Here is a 17,566-nt window from a genome sequence, read left to right as displayed (position 1 = left end):
TTTAATCTCAGCGACTGTAAAGACTCAATAACCCCTGAAGGAGATCGGGAATGAGTGAGATAGTGATACGCCATGCTGAAACCAAAGATTACGACGCGATTCGTCAGATCCATGCCCAGCCGGAGGTGTATCACAACACGCTACAGGTTCCTCATCCATCCAGTGAGATGTGGCAGGCGCGACTCGCCGAACAGCCCGGCATCAAACAACTTGTGGCCTGCATTGACGATCGCGTGGTTGGACATTTGTGCATTGCCATCGTTCAGCGTCCACGCAGGAGTCACGTCGCCGATTTCGGTATTTGTGTTGATGCGCAATGGCAAAACCGCGGTGTCGCCAGCGCATTAATGCGGACCATGATCGACATGTGCGACAACTGGCTGCGCGTTGAGCGCATCGAATTAACGGTGTTTGTCGATAACGCCCCCGCCATAGCCGTGTATAAAAAATATGGTTTTGAAATTGAAGGCACCGGCAAGAAGTACGGCCTGCGTAACGGCGAGTACGTCGATGCCTATTTTATGGCGCGGATGAAGTGACAAATTGCCCGGTTTCGCTACGCTTACCGGGCCTACAGCTGCACAAACGTAGGCCGGGTAAGGCGAAGCCGCCACCCGGCAACAAAATCAATACCCCGCCGTTAAATCGTCCACAGTGCGTGGGTCTGATGCGCCATACAGCGCGCCGTCCGGACCTACCATAATGCTCTGTGTGCTACCCATCGCTTCTTTCAGCGCAACCTTCTGCCCTTTTTGCTCAAGTAGTTTGAGGGTATCCGGACTAAAGCCTTTCTCCACACGCAGCTCATCCGGCAGCCACTGATGATGGAAACGCGGCGCGTTGGTCGCTTCCGCCACATTCATCCCGAAATCGATGCTGTTGACCACCATTTGCAGCACAGTCGTGATAATCCGGCTCCCACCCGGACTGCCCGTAACCAGCCAGGTTTTACCGTCTTTCACCACGATGGTGGGCGACATTGACGACAGCGGACGTTTCTTAGGCCCAACGGCGTTGGCATCGCCTCCCACCAGACCATAGACATTTGGCACGCCCGGCTTAGCTGAGAAGTCATCCATCTCGTTATTCAGCAGAATGCCGGTATCCCCCGCCACAATGCCGGTCCCGAAGGTGGTGTTGAGGGTATAAGTGACCGCCACGGCGTTACCGTCTTTATCCACCACCGAGAAGTGAGTGGTCTGGTTACTCTCGTAGGGCGCCAGTTTGCCAGGGCGAATTTCGCTGGAGGGTTTCGCCTTGTTGATATCGATCCGTTCGGCAATCGATTTGGCGTAATCTTTGTTGGTCAGCGCCTGCCACGGCACCTTCACAAAATCCGGGTCGCCCAGGTATTCCGAACGATCGGCGTAGGCCTGTTTCTCCGCTTCCGCCATCACCTGCATGGCGTCCGCACTGCCGAAGCCGTATTGCTTCATGTCGAAGTTTTCAAGGATATTCAGGATTTGCACGATGTGGATCCCGCCAGAGGACGGCGGTGGCATCGAGAAGACCTGATATCCGCGATAGTCACCGCTAATTGGCGTGCGCTCTACCGCTTTATAGCCCGCCAAATCCTCTTTGGTCATCAGCCCGCCATTTTTCTGCATCTCCTGCGCAATCTGGTCGGCAATCTCCCCTTTATAAAAGGCATCCGGCCCCTTTTCCGCAATCAACTCCAGGCTTTTCGCCAGATTTTTTTGTACCAGTTTGTCGCCCTTTTTCAGCGGCTCACCGTCCTTCCAGAAAATGGCTTTGCTGTTTTCGTGATTCGGAATGACTTCACTGCCGTAGGTTTTTAGATCGTCCGCCAGCGCATCGTTAACTACGAAGCCCTCTTCCGCCAGTTTGATCGCCGGACGCACCACCTTGTTGAGCGGCAGGGTGCCATATTTTTCCAGCGCCAGAGAGAACCCGGCCACGGTGCCCGGCGTGCCGGACGCCAGATGGGAGGTCAGCGATTTTTTACTGTCCGGATTGCCCTGGTCGTCAAGGAACATATCGCGCGTGGCGTTAGCGGGCGCCATTTCGCGAAAATCGATCGCCGTGGTCTTACCGTCTTTAGTACGCAGCAACATAAAACCGCCGCCGCCCAGATTCCCGGCCTGCGGATGCGTGACCGCCAGCGCATACCCTACGGCGACCGCAGCATCCACGGCGTTCCCGCCCTGTTTGAGAATATCCACCCCAACCTTTGTGGCCATGGCATCTACCGAGGCCACCATCCCCTGCCTGGCGCGAACGGGATGGAACACATCCTCTTCCACCCCATACGACACCGGAGGGGGTGGAGGGGGGACGGCGAGCACACTGAAACAGCTTCCTGAGAGCAGAGCAGCAAGGGCTACCCGGCGTAAAAACGTCGGTTTCGTCATCGTTATTCTCCAAAGATGTGGGGTCAGCCCCCCACTAAGCCTGGTGCATAACTCTGAAATGATCCTCGTTTCGCCGGGAAAGGGGTAAACTTAAGAGAGACCTCAGTGGAGGAATGATGATGAAACGATACGTAATTTTGACAGCGCTACTGCCGTTTGCCTGTCTCGCACAGCCGATTAACACGCTGAACAATCCGAACCAGCCGGGTTATCAGATCCCCAGCCAGCAACGGATGCAGACGCAGATGCAGACGCAGCAGATCCAGCAGAAAGGAATGCTAAATCAGCAGTTAAAAACGCAGACGCAGCTTCAGCAGCAAAATCTGCAAACACAGATGAACAACAATCAGCAGCGGATCCAGCAGGGTCAGGTACGCGAGCAGCCGTTGCCCAATACCAACGGCGGCATGTTGAGCGGCGGTACGCGTCTGGAGAGCGGCCAGCAGCACATGCTACCGCCGCGGCAGAATGGCGATATGCTTAATCCGCAGCAGTAAAGTCCGGGCCAATCACGTCAATCGCATCCGTACAGATGCAGTCCACGCCCCAGCGTAGCAGTTCAGCCGCACGCTGGGGTTTGTTGACGGTGTAGACCAGAATATGTAATCCCGCCGCTTTAAGCTGTCTGACCCACGCTTCATCCAGTAGCTTGTGATTCAGGTGAATCGACACGCACGCCAGGCGAGTGGTCAGTTCGCGCCAGTCATCACGCCACTCGTCAAGTAACAACCCTCGCGGCAGCTCTGGTACGGCGGCCTGCGCCGCTTCCAGCGCATCAATTTCAAATGACGACAGCAGCGGCGCAGTCATCCCCTGCCACAGCTCACGCGCGGCGAGAGCAATCACTTTCCCCGTCAGCGGTCCGGTTCCGGTAGTCGGTTTAATTTCGATATTGGCCATCAGGCCATGCTGGCGACAACGCGCGGCCACCTGCGAGAGCAACGGCAGCGGTTCGCCTTTAAACTCGCCGCTGTACCAGCCACCGGCATCCACCCGCAGCAAATCCTGCCAGTTGAGCTCTCCCGCCACGCCCCAGCCGTTGCTGGTGCGCTCAAGGTTATCGTCGTGCAGCAGGAAAATTTCCCCGTCCTTCGACAGCTTCGCGTCAAACTCGATCATGGTGTGCCCGTAATGCGCGCCGACGTCGATCGCCGCCAGCGTATTTTCCGGCGCCAGTTTACCGCCGCCGCGATGGGCGACGATGCGGGGATACGGCCAGTTACTCATACACGTTGTCCTGTTTCACCATCAAAAAGGTGCAAATGATTTTCCGGCAGATGCAGCCACAGCGTGCTGCCTACCTTTGGGCGTTCCTGATGGGCCAGACGCACCACCAGTTTCTGATCGCCCCAGCGACCGTGCGCCAGATTATCGGCGCCCAACATCTCCAGCGTGTCCATCACCAGCGGCACACCGCCCTCCGCCTGGGAGCTTAGCGTAATATGTTCCGGGCGGATACCCAGCGTCATTTTTCGCCCGGCGTAGCCACGATAGTACCAATTGATGGGCAGCGCCATGCCGCTTTCCAGTTCGAAGTGCGTACCCGCATGGCTGATACGTCCTTCCAGCAGGTTCATCGCCGGGCTGCCGATAAAGCTCGCCACAAAGCGGCTGGCCGGTTTTTCATAGACCTCTACCGGCGTGCCAATCTGCTCGGCAATACCTTTGTTCATCACCATCACGCGCTGGGCGAGCGTCATCGCTTCGACCTGATCGTGGGTCACGTATAGCGAGGTGGTTTTCAGACGACGGTGCAGGTGCTGAAGCTCCAGACGCATCTGCACGCGCAGTTTGGCATCGAGGTTCGACAGCGGCTCATCAAACAGGAAAACCGCAGGGTCGCGCACAATGGCACGCCCCATCGCCACACGCTGGCGCTGACCGCCGGAGAGTTCGCGCGGACGACGTTTGAGCAGACCGTCCAGTTCGAGAATACGCGCCGCTTCTTTCACCCGCTGTTCGATGTGTCCCTTGCCCATCCCACGGATTTTCAGCCCCCACGCCATGTTCTCTTCCACGCTCATGTGCGGGTAGAGCGCATAGTTCTGGAAGACCATCGCGATGCCCCTGTCTTTCGGCTCCATTTCAGTCACGCGCTGACGGTCAATCCAGATATCGCCGCTGGTGACGTGTTCCAGCCCGGCCACCATCCGCAGAAGCGTTGATTTCCCGCAGCCGGACGGGCCGACCATCACAATGAACTCACCGTCCGCCACGTCCAGCGTCAGCGGTTGAATCACCTGGGTTTTGCCATCCCAGCTTTTGGTTACTGCCTGTAATTTTAAACCTGCCATCTTATTTCTCACTATCGACCAGGCCGCGGACAAACGCGCGCTGCATGGCTAAAACAATGACTACGGGTGGGATAAGGGTGAGCAGCATTGCCGCCATCACCTGATTCCACAAGGTGGTGCCTTCGCCGGTGGCAATCATGCCTTTGATCCCCGCCACGGCAGTCCCCAGATTGACGTCGGTAATAATCAGCAACGGCCACAGATACTGGTTCCAGCCGTAGATAAAGGTGATGACGAACAGCGCCGCCAGATTGGTTTTCGACAACGGCAGCACGATGTCGCAGAAAAATCTCATCGGCGAAGCGCCATCAATGCGCGCCGCTTCGATCAGCTCATCCGGCAGGGTCATAAAGAACTGGCGGAACAGAAAAGTGGCGGTCGCCGATGCCATCAGCGGTAGCGTCAATCCTGCGTAACTGTCGAGCATATTCAAATTGGCAATCACTTCCACCGTCGGGAAAATACGCACTTCGACCGGCAGCATCAGGGTGATAAAAATCATCCAGAAGAACAGGTTACGCAGCGGAAAACGAAACCAGACGATAGCAAAGGCAGAAAGCATCGAGACCGCGATTTTCCCCACCGTAATGCCAAACGCCATGATGAAGCTGTTAAGCATCATCAGCCAGAACGGCGCGCTGTTCACACCGACGCCGTTGGCCCAGATGTTTTTCATGTTTTCCAGCAGATGCGTACCAGGGATAAGCGTCATCGGCGTTTCAAACACCGCGTTGTTGTCCAGCGTCGCCGCGACAAACGCGACGTACAGCGGGAACAAAATTACGACAATCCCCAGAATCAGCATGGTGTGGCTGAATATTGTCAGCCCGCGACGGTTCTCAATCATTGGTAACGCACCTTACTTTCCACATAGCGGAACTGCACCACCGTCAGAATGATGACGAGGAACATCAGTACCACCGACTGCGCGGCGGACGCAGAGAGATCCAGCCCGGCAAACCCTTCACGATAGATCTTATAAATCAGCGTCGTAGTAGCCTGAACCGGGCCGCCTGCGGTCGCGGCATCGATCACCGGGAACGTATCGAAGAAGGCGTAGACCAGATTGACCACCAGCAGGAAGAAACTCACCGGCGCGATCAGCGGTAACGCCAGCCTGAAAAAGCGACGAACAGGCCCTGCGCCATCGATCGCGGCGGCTTCAACCAGCGAACGTGGGATCGATTGCAACGCGGCAAAGAAGAAAAGGAAGTTGTAACTAATCTGCTTCCAGACGGAGGCAAAAACTACCAGGAACATCGCCTGCCCGCTGTTCTGTGCATGGTTCCAGTCATAACCAAACTGCTCAAGGAAGTAGGTAATTAGCCCACGTCCTGGGTTAAACAGGAAAATCCACAGCACGGCGGCTACCGCAGGCGCCACGGCATAGGGCAGTAGCATCAGCGTCTGATACAGACGACTGCCGCGCACGACGTAATCCACCAGCGCTGCGAAGAACAACGATACCAGCAGGCCGCTGAAGGTCACCAGCGCGCTGAATTTGATCGTCGTCCAGAAAGCGTCGAGATAGTAGCGGTCATGAAACAGCGTGACGAAATTATCCAGTCCCACGAACTGACTGGAAAGCCCAAACGGATCGACGCTTAGTAGCGAGTACCACAACGCTTCGCCTGCAGGCCAGATAAAGAAAATAACGGTGATCGCCAGCTGTGGCGCAACCAGCAAATAAGGCAGCCAACGCGAGCGAAACACCGGACGGGATGATGACATTGAGATAGTTGTCCTGAACTGTGCCGGGTGACGGCTACACCTTACCCGGCCTGCATGTAGTTCGTTTTAGGCCCGGATCGCTACGCGCCACCGGGCAAGTCACAGATTACGATTTGGTCGACTGCTCAAAGCGGCGCAGCAACTGATTACCACGTTCTACCGCAGAGTCCAGCGCCTGCTGTGGCGTTTTTTTGCCGGTCCACACGCTTTCCAGTTCTTCATCAACGATGGTGCGAATCTGCGGCATATTGCCCAGTCGCAGCCCTTTGGTGAACGGCAACGGCGGTTTGTTCAGCATCTGGCGGGTCGCAATGTCTGCCCCGGGATTCTTGTCATAGAAGCCCTGCTCACGAGTCAGGTCATAAGCCGCTTTGGTGATCGGCAGATAACCGGTTTTCTGATGCCATTCGGCCGCATTTTCCGGTTTTGCCAGGAAGTCGAGGAACTCGGCCACGCCTTTGTAGGTGTCGCTGCCTTTGCCCTGCATTACCCACAGGCTCGCGCCGCCGATGATGGCGTTCTGCGGTGCGCCTTTGGCATCCGCATCGTAAGGCATCATGCCTACGCCATAGTTGAATTTGGCGTAATGACGGATATCCGCAAGCGAACCGGACGAGGCGGTGGTAATAGCGCAATCGCCGTTGTAAAACTTCTCGGTGGATTCATCTTTACGCCCGAAATAACTGAAATCGCCCTTCTTGTTCAGATCGGCAAGCAGCGCGATGTGTTTTACCTGTTCTGGCTTGTTGAACTCCAGCACCGCATCAGTGCCGTCGAAGCCATTGTTCTGGGTCGCCACCGGCAAACCGTGCCAGGCGCTGAAGTTTTCAATCTGGATCCACCCCTGCCAGCCGCTGGCGTAGCCACACTTCATCCCTGCGGCTTTCAGCTTCGCGGTGTAATCCGCCAGATCCTGCCAGGTTTTCGGCGGCTGCTCCGGATCTAAGCCCGCTTTTTTGAAGGCGTCTTTGTTGTAGTACAGCACCGGCGTAGAGCTGTTAAATGGCTGAGACAACAGATGCCCGGATTTCGAATCGGTGTAGTAACCGGAAACGGTCGGAACAAACTGTGACTCGTCGAAGTTGATGCCCGCATCCTTGAACACTTCGTAAACCGGTTTAATCGCTTTTGAGGCCATCATCGTCGCGGTGCCGACTTCATAAACCTGCAGCAGCGCCGGTGCATTTCCGGTACGGAACGCGGCGATACCGGCGCTCAGGCTCTGCTCGTAGTTACCTTTGTACACCGGCACAATCTTGTAATCCGGGTGGGTGTCGTTGAAACGTTGCGCCAGGGAGTCAACTTCTTTACCCAACTCCCCTTCCATGGAATGCCAGAATGGAATGGTGGTAACGGCCATTGCGTTTGTCGCAAAAGCCAGACCAACCGCCAGACCCAAAGCTGTGTGTCGTAACGATGTCATTGTCATCATCTCTCTTATTGTGCCGGATGCGCGAAATCACGCGTTTTATGCTCGCGAGGTAACATGACATGCGCGAATGACAGAAAGATAACCGTCAGATGACGAAGCGGTGACAGCCAGGCTTCAGGTGAATGACGTTTCAGTGGCAAGAAAACAAAAAAAGCCGGGTGGCGGCTTCGCCTTACCCGGCCTGCATCAGGTGTAAATATCGAATGTCGTGTAGGCCGGATAAGACGCCATGCGCCGCCATCAGGCATCACAAACCGCTTAACCGCCTAAATACGCGCTGCGTACCGCTTCGTTTGCCAGCAATGCGTCGCCGGTGTCTTCGAGAACGACATGACCGTTCTCCAGCACGTAGCCACGATCGGCCAGCTTCAGCGCCTGATTAGCGTTCTGCTCAACGAGGAAGATGGTCATTCCCTGCTCGCGCAGTTGTTCGATAGTGTCGAAGATCTGCTGGATGATAATCGGCGCCAGCCCCAGAGATGGCTCATCAAGCAGCAGCAGGCGCGGTTCACTCATCAGCGCACGACCAATCGCCAACATCTGCTGTTCACCGCCGGACATGGTGCCCGCACGCTGAATACGACGCTCATGCAGACGCGGGAACAATTCGTATACCCACTTGATGCGTGCCTGAAACTGATCGCGCTCGGCAAAAAAACCGCCCATCGCCAGATTCTCTTCCACCGTCATGCGGGAAAACACGCGACGCCCTTCCGGAACGATCGCCACCGCTTCACGCATGATTTTCGCCGTTTGCCAGTCGGTAATGTCTTTGTCATCAAACACAATCCGACCGCTGGTCGCACGCGGATCGCCGCACAGCGTGCCGAGTAGCGTGGTTTTTCCCGCGCCGTTGGCACCAATCAAGGTCACAATTTCTCCCTGATTGATGTGCAGGCTCACCTCGTGTAACGCCTGAATTTTGCCGTAGTGGGCACTGACTTTGTCAAAGGACAACATGACTTTTTCCATCTTATGCCTCACCAAGGTATGCACGGATCACGTCCGGGTTATTACGAATCTGTTCCGGCGTCCCGTTCGCCAGCGGCGTGCCCTGGTTCACCACGTAAATACGGTCGGAAATCCCCATCACCAGCTTCATATCGTGCTCAATCAGCAGAATGGTGGTGTTGTGATGGTTGCGCAGTTCGGCAATCAGCTCGTCCAGCTCTTTGGTCTCTTTCGGGTTAAGACCCGCAGCCGGTTCATCCAACATCAAAATTTCTGGCTGCGTCACCATACAGCGGGCGATCTCCAGACGGCGCTGGTCGCCATAAGCCAGGTTGCTGGCCTGACGGTTCGCATGCTCCAGCAGCCCGATACGCTCAAGCCAGGTGGCCGCGCGATCCAGCGCTTCGCTCTGCGCCCGACGAAACGCCGGGGTTTTCAGTAGACCGGAAAACACGCCTGTTTTCAGTTGCTGATGCTGTGCCACCAGCAGGTTTTCAATCACCGTCATTTCGCGAAACAGACGCACGTGCTGGAAAGTTCGCACCACGCCCATCCGGGCAATTTGTTGCCCCGGCAGCCCTTCAAGGTGCTGATCGCGAAGCTTAATGGTGCCACCCGTCGGCTTATAAAAACCGGTCAGGCAGTTAAACACCGTGGTTTTACCGGCGCCGTTCGGCCCAATCAGCGACACAATTTCTTGCGGATGCAGCTCCAGTTCAACGTTGTTCACCGCCAGCAGACCGCCGAAGCGCATCATCAGGCCGTTAACCGATAATAATGGCTGACTCATGCCTGCTCTCCTTTCGCTTCCCCGTTTTTCAGTTTCAACTGTGGACGGGTCATCGGCAGCAAGCCCTGCGGACGCCAGATCATCATCAGTACCATCAAACCACCCAGCATTAACATGCTGTATTCGTTGAAATCACGCATCAGTTCACGCGACACCACCAACAGAATGGCCGCGAGGATCACCGCAAACTGCGACCCCATACCGCCGAGCACTACGATCGCCAGCACAAACGCCGATTCGGCAAAGGTGAACGATTCAGGGCTGACAAACCCCTGACGCGCCGCAAACAGCGTACCGGCGAAACCGGCAAACGCGGCGCTGATGGTAAAGGCGGTCAGTTTGATGCGCGTGGGGCTCAGACCCAGAGAGCGACAGGCGATCTCATCTTCACGCAGCGCTTCCCACGCTCGTCCCAGCGGCATGCGCAGCAGACGGTTAATCACAAACAGGCTCAGCACCACCAGCAGCAGCGCGACCAGATAGAGGAAAATCACGCGATCGGACGGATCGTATTTCACATTGAAGAAGTTGCTGAAGGTATCCCAGCCGCCTTCACGTGCGCTGCGGCTGAACTCGAGACCGAACAGCGTCGGTTTCGGGATCTGGCTGATGCCGTTCGGACCGCCAGTGATTTCAGTATTGTTGAGCAGCAGAATACGGACGATCTCACCAAATCCCAGGGTGACGATTGCCAGGTAGTCGCCACGCAGACGCAGCACCGGGAAGCCCAGCAGGAAACCCGCCGCCGCTGCGACCAGTCCCGCCAGCGGCAGGCAGGTCCAGAAGCCGAGACCGTAATAGTGGTTCAGCAGCGCAAAAGTGTACGCGCCAATTGCGTAGAAACCGCCGTAGCCTAATACCAACAGGCCGGAAAGCCCGACGACAACGTTCAGCCCCAGGCCGAGAATGATATAAATCATGGTCAGCGTGGCGATATCCACCGTGCCGCGCGAGACCATAAACGGCCACGCCACGGCAATCACCAGCAGCGCAATCAGGAACAGCTTCTGCTTTACGGTTGAGCCATCAATCGCTGGCAAAATAAACTTCGGCCCGGAGACGCTTTTCAGGCTCTTCTGGAATACCGGACGCAGCATCTGGAAGAAAAAGACCACGGCAGTGCCGATAAACACCCACTGCCAGCGGATGTCGGCAGCGGTGTCCACCACCAGTTTGGTGCCATCCAGTTCCAGTTGAACGCCCATAAAGACGCCCGCCAGCACGAAGAACATCGCGGCAGAGAGCAGCGCCATCGCAAAATGCATCGGTTTCATACTTTCTCTACCTCCGGACGGCCCAGAATCCCGGTCGGCATCACCAGCAGTACCAGAATCAGCAGGGCGAACGACACCACGTCTTTGTATTCCGTACTCAGATAAGCAGAAGAAAGCGCTTCCGCGACGCCCAGAATCAGGCCGCCGATCATCGCGCCTGGAATGCTGCCGATCCCGCCAAGCACCGCTGCGGTAAAGGCTTTCATCCCGGCCATAAAGCCGATATAGGGGTTGATCACCCCGTAGAATTGCCCGAGCAGCACGCCGGCCACTGCCGCCATCGCTGCGCCAATCACAAAGGTCAACGCAATCACGCGGTCCGTGTTAATCCCGAGCAGGCTGGCCATTTTCAGGTCTTCCGCACAAGCACGGCAGGCACGTCCCATGCGGGAGTAACGAATAAAAATGGTCAGTGCCAGCATCGCCAGGAAGGTCACAATCCAGATGACCAGTTGCATGGTGGTGATCGAGGCGGAGAAGTTTTCGCTGGCCCCCACGACCCATTGCCCGTTGAACAGGCTGGGCAGCGCCACGTCACGTGAACCTTCCGTCAGGCTGACGTAGTTTTGCAGGAAGATAGACATCCCTATCGCGGAGATCAGCGCAATCAGACGTTTGGAACTCCGGACGGGCCGATACGCCACCCGCTCAATGCTCCAGCCGTAGGCGCTGGCAATGATAATCGCCCCAATGAATCCGGCCGCCACCAGCAACCAACTGGTATCGATCCCCATCATCATGAGTGCCGCGATAATCATAAAAGAGACATAGCTACTGATCATGTATACCTCGCCGTGGGCGAAGTTGATCATGCCGATAATGCCGTACACCATGGTGTAACCGATGGCGATCAGCGCATAGGTGCTTCCCAGCGTGACGCCGTTAAACATCTGCTGCAAAAAGTACAGGAACTGCTCGGACATAAAAAAACCTTTCTATTTCCGCCCGCGTGAACGGGCGGTGGGATAATTATTTGGCTGCCGTGGATGACCCATCGGCGTGCCACTGGAAGACACCAAATTCAAATCCCTTTAGATCGCCTTTTTCATCCCATTTCAGCGGCCCAATGACGGTATCAGCACCGTTTGCTTTTAAATCTTTCACCAGATCCAGCGGCGCTTTGCTGCCAGAACGGTCCATTGCCGTTGCCAGTGACTGCACAGCAGCGTAGGTGATCCACACATACGGACCGGTCGGATCTTTTTTATCGGCTTTCAGCGCATCAACAATCGCTTTGTTGGCCGGATCCTGGTCATAGCGTTTTGGCATGGTGACCAGCATACCTTCGGCTGCTTCACCGGCGATATTCGACAGCGATGCATTGCCCACGCCTTCCGGCCCCATGAACATGGTTTTCAGCCCGACGGAGCGCGCCTGGCGCAGCATCTGCCCCATTTCCGGGTAGTAGCCGCCGTAGTACACAAAGTCGATGTTCTCTTTTTTCAGGCGCGCAAGCAGCGCGGAGAAATCTTTCTCACCTGCTGTGATGCCATCAAAGAAGACGATATTGGCGTTTGCCGCTTTCAGCGCATCCTGAACAGAGCGCGCCAGGCCTTCACCGTACTGTTGTTTGTCGTGAATGATGGCGATGCGCTGCGGTTTTACGCTCTCAAGAATGTATTTTGCTGCGGTCGGTCCCTGAGAAGAGTCCAGTCCGGCGGTACGCATGATGTGCGCGTAGCCGCGCTGCGTCAGTTCCGGGTTGGTCGCACCAGGCGAGATCATCAGAATGCCTTCATCTTCGTAAATATCCGACGCAGGCTGAGTCGAAGAGGAGCAGAGGTGACCAATCACATACTGAATACCGTCGTTGACGATTTTGTTCGCCACCGCCACAGCCTGTTTTGGATCGCAGGCGTCGTCATATTCCACAGCGACCAGCTTGTCGCCGTTGATGCCGCCTTTGGCGTTGATGTCTTTGATGGCCTGACGCGCGCCGTTAAATTCCATGTCGCCCCACTGCGCCACTGGACCCGACATCGCGCCGACAACAGCAACTTTAATATCCTCTGCCATTGCCGCCTGTGACATCGCCAGTGCAATCACCCCTGCGATGACCGTTTTCGCATTCCGTTTCATTTACTGAATCCCCATTCGTGATGTACTTATTTTCTATTTATATGGTTAAAAAGCAGACTGTGCTTTTTTTGCACTACACTATTTTTACCAGTCTGATTAATGGTTTAGCGCAGTATTTTCCGCAAATACAGCGTAAAACCTCTATTTTTCAGTCTATTAAGAACAGATAATATTCTGCTTTTCACCATAGATAAACAAAAAAAAGCACACTTGTCAGCATAAAATAACGGGACAATGAGCCGAATAAAACACTACCTTCCAGGGTATTATCCTGCCTGTTTTTCATTCTCTGATGTTTCGAACTGAGGTTCTGACCGTCATAAAATTAATCACCTGCCAAATGATTTAAAAAAGAGAAAGCGTCCGGTTGAATTATTTCGGTACACTTGCACTCTCTTTTGTGATTTGGACATGCTGTCGATGAAGCTGACCATCATTCGTTTAGAACACTTTAGCGATCAGGATCTGATCGACTTGGGCAAAATCTGGCCGGAGTATTCCGCCGCCTCTTTAAGCGTAGATGAAACGCACCGGATCTACGCGGCACGATTTAATGAGCGGTTGTTAGGCGCCGTAAGGGTCACCCTGAGCGGCACTCAGGGCGCGCTGGATTCGCTGCGCATCCGTGACGTCACGCGGCGTCGGGGGGTGGGAAAATATCTGGTGGAAGAAGTGATCCATGATAATCCGAACGTCTCCTCCTGGTGGATGGCGGATGTCGGCGTGGAAGACCGGGGCGTCATGGCGGCGTTTATGCAGGTACTGGGCTTCACCGCACAGCAAAACGGCTGGGAAAAACGTTAAAAAAGCCGGGTGGCGGCTTCGCCTTACCCGGCTGGCTATATTCTCTGCTGCCTTTTCCCAAGAATTTCGTGTTGCAGGAAGGCGGCAAGGGATGACATCCCCGGAAGCTTACCGACGTAAGTGACCGGGGTTGAATAACACAGCCAATGCACCTGCAATGCGCAAAGGCGCCGTGGAAATTACTTCGCGTCGGTCGCCGTGCCGTTGGCATGCCAGTCGAAGACGCCGAATTCAAAGCCTTTCAAGTCACCCTTCTCATCCCACGACAGCGGTCCCATGACGGTATCCACGGAGTTCGCTTTCAGCCAGGTGGCGATTTCAGCCGGATCGGCTGACTGGTTCAGGCCCGCCTGCAAAGATTGCAGCGCGGCGTAGGTGGTCCACACGAACGCCCCGCTCGGATCTTGTTTTTTCGCCTTGATCGCATCAACGATAGGTTTGTTCGCAGGTACCTGGTCGTAGTTCTTCGGTTTGGTCACCAGCAGACCTTCGGCCGATTCACCGGCGATGTTAGACAGGGAAACGTTGGCTACCCCTTCAGGACCCATGAACTGCGTTTTCAGACCCGCAGCACGTGCCTGACGCAGGATCTGCCCCATTTCCGGGTGATAACCGCCGTAGTAAACGAAGTCGATATTCTCTTTCTTCAGACGCGCCACCAGCGTGGAGAAGTCTTTCTCACCGGCGGTGATACCGTCAAAGAACACCACGTTAGCGTTGCCCTTCTTCAGATTTTCCTGCACGGCACGCGCCAGACCTTCACCGTACTGTTGTTTGTCGTGAACGATCGCGATGCGCTGCGGCTTCACTTTTTCCAGAATGTATTTCGCGGCGGTCGGACCCTGGTCTGAGTCCAGGCCCGTGGTGCGCAGCACCAGCTTGTAGCCGCGAGAGGTCAGCTCCGGTGCCGTTGCCGCCGGGGTGATCATCAGAATGCCTTCGTCTTCGTAGATGTCAGACGCGGGCTGAGTGGAAGAGGAACACAGGTGGCCGATAACGTATTTGATGCCGTCATTAATCACTTTGTTGGCGACTGCGACCGCTTGTTTCGGGTCACAGGCATCATCATATTTTACGATCTGCAGTTTTTCGCCTTTGATTCCGCCTTTGGCATTAATGTCTGCAACCGCTTGTTCTGCGCCAGTAAACTCCTGGTCGCCGTACTGGGCTACCGGACCGGACATCGCACCGACAACAGCGACTTTAATATCGGCCTGAGCCATTGTGCTGAATGCCAACGCGATACATCCTGCCAGTAACGCTTTACCCTTCATATTCATCCTGACCTTCCCCATTCTTATGGTTATTACGACTATTGTGATGTTGTTGTGTAGCGCTTTATTTCGATTATAGGTGTGCAGCTCGCGCATTTTCAGCACACTCTGCTAAAACATACCCCATTTTTATAGTTTTGGAATAGCTAATTTCATATTCAAATAATAAGTGAACGACATAGCGTCGTGCCGCCCGGTAATGGACGGCACAGGTTTATCGTGTCAGCAAGTGGGTGATAATGCCGAGCGCCTGACGAAATTGCGCGTCAGGGATGGTGAGCGGATAAAGAAAACGGATGACGTTGCCATACACGCCGCAACTCAGTAGCAGAAGTCCTTCCTGCAAGGCGCGATCCTGCACCTGCCGCGTGAATTCCGGGGAAGGTTTTCCGCTATGCGGATCGTTGAATTCTACCGCCACCATCGACCCCTGCGCGCGAATATCGGCAATAAACGGGCAGTCCGCTTTTGCCTGGTTCAACGCCTCGACCAGCGTCGTGCCCAATGTAGCGGCGCGGGCGCAGAGCTGTTCTTCATCAATCACATCCAGCACCGCGTGTGCCGCAGCAACCGCCAGCGGGTTACCGGCATACGTTCCCCCCAGACCACCAGGCGCAGGGGCATCCATCATTTCGGAACGGCCAGCGACCGCAGAGAGCGGCATACCGCCTGCCAGGCTTTTCGCCATCGTCATCAGATCAGGCTGTACGCCATGATGTTCCATCGCAAACAGTTTGCCGGTACGGGCAAAGCCGGTTTGCACCTCATCGGCGATCAACAAGATACCGTGGGTATCGCACAACGCCCGCAGCGCCTGCATGAACTCCGTTGGCGCAATATTAAAACCCCCTTCGCCCTGAACCGGTTCAAGAATGATGGCGGCAACCTGATCTGGCGCGATATCGGCTTTGAAAATGCGCTCCAGACTTTGCAGCGCATCGGCGGTGCTCACACCATGTAACGCATTAGGGTACTGAGCGTGATAAACCGAACCAGGGAACGGGCCAAAACCGATTTTGTAAGGTGCCACTTTACCGGTCAGCGCCATCGTCATGAAAGTCCGCCCGTGGAAAGCGCCGCCAAAGGTAATGAGCCCGGGTCGTTTGGTATATGCGCGGGCAATCTTCACCGCGTTTTCCACCGCTTCTGCCCCGGTGGAGAAGAATGCCGTCTTCACTGGCCCGTCAATCGGCACACGTTTATTGATACGTTCCGCCAGTCGGACATAGCTTTCGTAGGGAACAATCTGGTAAGCGGTATGAGTAAAAGACTGGAGCTGTTTTTCGATGGCGGCGATGATTTTTGGGTGACGATGCCCGGTATTCAGCACCGCAATACCAGCGGCAAAATCGATCACCTCACGGCCTTCCACATCCCACAATGTTGCGTTTTCCGCCCTCTCAGCGTAAAAGCCACACATCACGCCGATCCCGCGCGGCGTCGCCTGCAAACGCCGTTCATTCAGTTCGTTATTCTTCATTTTCTTCCCCTAAGATGCGCACAACCCATCGGTAAGTGTTTGCCAGGGGGGAGGAATTCGCCAGATCAGGCGCTAAAAAAACAAAAACCCCGGACAGTTATCCAGGGTTTTAGCGGGGACTTCGCGGGAGTTACGCTTCGATAGCGGCGCGAAGTTTTTTCATGGCGTTCTTTTCAAGCTGACGCACACGTTCTGCGGAAACACCGTAGCGATCGGCCAGTTCCTGCAGCGTAGATTTGTTATCTTCGTCCAGCCAGCGGGCGCGGATAATATCCTGGCTACGCTCGTCGAGACCTTCCATCGCATGGGTCAGTTTGTTGGCAGCCTGATCTTCCCAGTTATCCTCTTCAATGCCGTCGGCAAAGTTAGAGGTTTTATCCTGCAGATACAGGACGGGCGCCATCGGCTGGCTGTCGGACTCATCGTCCGGGGACATATCAAACGTCATGTCCTGCGCCGCCATACGAGATTCCATCTCGCGGACGTCTTTACTGGAAACACCCAGCTCACGCGCCACCATTTCCACTTCATCCTGATTAAACCAGCCCAGACGCTGCTTGGTTTTACGCAGATTAAAGAACAGCTTACGCTGTGCTTTAGTGGTCGCCACTTTCACGATACGCCAGTTACGCAGGACATATTCGTGGATCTCAGCTTTAATCCAGTGCACGGCGAAGGAAACCAGGCGCACACCCACTTCCGGGTTGAAACGGCGCACGGCTTTCATCAGGCCGATATTCCCTTCCTGAATGAGATCCGCCTGCGGCAGGCCATAGCCCGCATAGTTACGAGCAACATGAACAACAAAGCGCAGGTGAGACAGGATCAGCGTCTTAGCTGCTTCCAGATCGCCCTGGTAATGCAGCTTTTCAGCCAGTGCCCGTTCCTCGTCAGCCGACAACATCGGCCACGCGTTCGCAGCCCGGATGTAAGACTCCAGGTTACCAACAGGGGCTAAAGCTAAATTTTGCATTTCTTTGGTCATTCAAATCCTCTCAATTTTTATCGTCTGGCACCACAGCGATAGATATCAGCAACAACCGTGCCAGCGTTAATGAGCAACGAGATTAGCATTCACTCTTTTA

17 protein-coding genes are annotated in these 17,566 nt (G+C 55.2%); 3 read left to right on the top strand and 14 right to left on the bottom strand.

The annotated features are described in order from the left end of the window. Positions 1-50 precede the first annotated feature (50 nt). Positions 51-539, top strand: coding sequence for an N-acetyltransferase (gene yhhY / locus HVX64_RS01615; RefSeq protein WP_181825219.1), 489 nt, complete (start codon positions 51-53; stop codon positions 537-539). A gap of 87 nt (positions 540-626) precedes the next feature. On the opposite strand, the gene ggt is transcribed toward yhhY, so the two are convergent. Further along, a complete protein-coding gene (gene ggt, locus HVX64_RS01610) occupies positions 627-2,372 on the bottom strand; it encodes a gamma-glutamyltransferase (protein WP_044253555.1) in 1,746 nt (581 codons plus the stop codon). Positions 2,373-2,491: 119 nt separating this feature from the next. On the opposite strand from ggt, the gene HVX64_RS01605 reads away from it, so the two are divergent. After that, positions 2,492-2,869, top strand: a complete 378-nt coding sequence (locus HVX64_RS01605; RefSeq protein WP_042998465.1) for a DUF2756 family protein — start codon at positions 2,492-2,494, stop codon at positions 2,867-2,869. Here HVX64_RS01605 and ugpQ read toward each other — a convergent pair. The 10 genes from ugpQ to livK all read right to left on the bottom strand — a co-directional run bounded on the left by ugpQ (position 2,853) and on the right by livK (position 12,923). Beyond that, positions 2,853-3,599, bottom strand: a complete 747-nt coding sequence (ugpQ, locus tag HVX64_RS01600) for a glycerophosphodiester phosphodiesterase (protein WP_044253558.1) — start codon at positions 3,597-3,599, stop codon at positions 2,853-2,855. The genes HVX64_RS01605 and ugpQ overlap by 17 nt on opposite strands. Beyond that, a complete protein-coding gene (locus HVX64_RS01595; RefSeq protein WP_044253560.1) occupies positions 3,596-4,666 on the bottom strand; it encodes a sn-glycerol-3-phosphate import ATP-binding protein UgpC in 1,071 nt (356 codons plus the stop codon). The genes ugpQ and HVX64_RS01595 overlap by 4 nt, the downstream gene beginning before the upstream one ends. A gap of 1 nt (position 4,667) precedes the next feature. Then, on the bottom strand, positions 4,668-5,513 hold the full coding sequence (gene ugpE, locus HVX64_RS01590) for a sn-glycerol-3-phosphate ABC transporter permease UgpE (RefSeq protein WP_042998468.1): 846 nt from the start codon (positions 5,511-5,513) through the stop codon (positions 4,668-4,670). Beyond that, positions 5,510-6,397: a sn-glycerol-3-phosphate ABC transporter permease UgpA gene (gene ugpA, locus HVX64_RS01585; protein ID WP_099433893.1), complete on the bottom strand. Its 888-nt coding sequence runs from the start codon at positions 6,395-6,397 to the stop codon at positions 5,510-5,512. The genes ugpE and ugpA overlap by 4 nt, the downstream gene beginning before the upstream one ends. A gap of 106 nt (positions 6,398-6,503) precedes the next feature. Further along, positions 6,504-7,820, bottom strand: a complete 1,317-nt coding sequence (gene ugpB, locus HVX64_RS01580; RefSeq protein WP_044253566.1) for a sn-glycerol-3-phosphate ABC transporter substrate-binding protein UgpB — start codon at positions 7,818-7,820, stop codon at positions 6,504-6,506. Positions 7,821-8,087: 267 nt separating this feature from the next. After that, complete coding sequence (livF, locus tag HVX64_RS01575) at positions 8,088-8,801, bottom strand: high-affinity branched-chain amino acid ABC transporter ATP-binding protein LivF (protein ID WP_044253570.1); 714 nt, start codon at positions 8,799-8,801, stop codon at positions 8,088-8,090. Between the two features lies 1 nt (position 8,802). Continuing rightward, positions 8,803-9,570: a high-affinity branched-chain amino acid ABC transporter ATP-binding protein LivG gene (gene livG / locus HVX64_RS01570; RefSeq protein WP_042998472.1), complete on the bottom strand. Its 768-nt coding sequence runs from the start codon at positions 9,568-9,570 to the stop codon at positions 8,803-8,805. Next, the gene (gene livM, locus HVX64_RS01565; protein WP_042998473.1) at positions 9,567-10,844 is read right to left on the bottom strand and encodes a branched chain amino acid ABC transporter permease LivM; all 1,278 of its coding nucleotides are present in this window, start codon (positions 10,842-10,844) and stop codon (positions 9,567-9,569) included. The genes livG and livM overlap by 4 nt, the downstream gene beginning before the upstream one ends. Further along, positions 10,841-11,767 (bottom strand): high-affinity branched-chain amino acid ABC transporter permease LivH, encoded by a 927-nt coding sequence (gene livH, locus HVX64_RS01560; RefSeq protein WP_042323006.1) that lies wholly within the window; start codon positions 11,765-11,767, stop codon positions 10,841-10,843. Before livH ends, livM begins: the two co-directional genes overlap by 4 nt. Positions 11,768-11,813: 46 nt before the next feature. Beyond that, positions 11,814-12,923 carry a high-affinity branched-chain amino acid ABC transporter substrate-binding protein LivK gene (livK, locus tag HVX64_RS01555; protein WP_042998475.1) on the bottom strand — a complete coding sequence of 370 codons (1,110 nt, stop codon included), beginning with the start codon at positions 12,921-12,923 and terminating at the stop codon, positions 11,814-11,816. 420 nt (positions 12,924-13,343) lie between these two features. Between livK and panM the strand changes: the two genes are divergently transcribed. Continuing rightward, positions 13,344-13,727 carry an aspartate 1-decarboxylase autocleavage activator PanM gene (gene panM / locus HVX64_RS01550; protein WP_044253808.1) on the top strand — a complete coding sequence of 128 codons (384 nt, stop codon included), beginning with the start codon at positions 13,344-13,346 and terminating at the stop codon, positions 13,725-13,727. A 179-nt stretch (positions 13,728-13,906) separates the two neighbouring features. Here the strand turns inward: panM and livJ are convergent, their stop codons facing one another. The 3 genes from livJ to rpoH all read right to left on the bottom strand — a co-directional run bounded on the left by livJ (position 13,907) and on the right by rpoH (position 17,466). After that, positions 13,907-15,007 carry a branched chain amino acid ABC transporter substrate-binding protein LivJ gene (livJ, locus tag HVX64_RS01545; protein ID WP_142764811.1) on the bottom strand — a complete coding sequence of 367 codons (1,101 nt, stop codon included), beginning with the start codon at positions 15,005-15,007 and terminating at the stop codon, positions 13,907-13,909. Positions 15,008-15,215: 208 nt separating this feature from the next. Continuing rightward, the gene (locus HVX64_RS01540; RefSeq protein WP_044253577.1) at positions 15,216-16,481 is read right to left on the bottom strand and encodes a 4-aminobutyrate--2-oxoglutarate transaminase; all 1,266 of its coding nucleotides are present in this window, start codon (positions 16,479-16,481) and stop codon (positions 15,216-15,218) included. Between the two features lie 130 nt (positions 16,482-16,611). After that, the gene (rpoH, locus tag HVX64_RS01535) at positions 16,612-17,466 is read right to left on the bottom strand and encodes an RNA polymerase sigma factor RpoH (RefSeq protein WP_042998479.1); all 855 of its coding nucleotides are present in this window, start codon (positions 17,464-17,466) and stop codon (positions 16,612-16,614) included. Between the last annotated feature and the right edge of the window lie 100 nt (positions 17,467-17,566).

This window comes from Citrobacter sp. RHB20-C16 (genome assembly GCF_013890155.1).
GTDB lineage: Bacteria > Pseudomonadota > Gammaproteobacteria > Enterobacterales > Enterobacteriaceae > Citrobacter_A > Citrobacter_A amalonaticus.
This window is presented reverse-complemented; position numbering and strand designations above follow the sequence as displayed.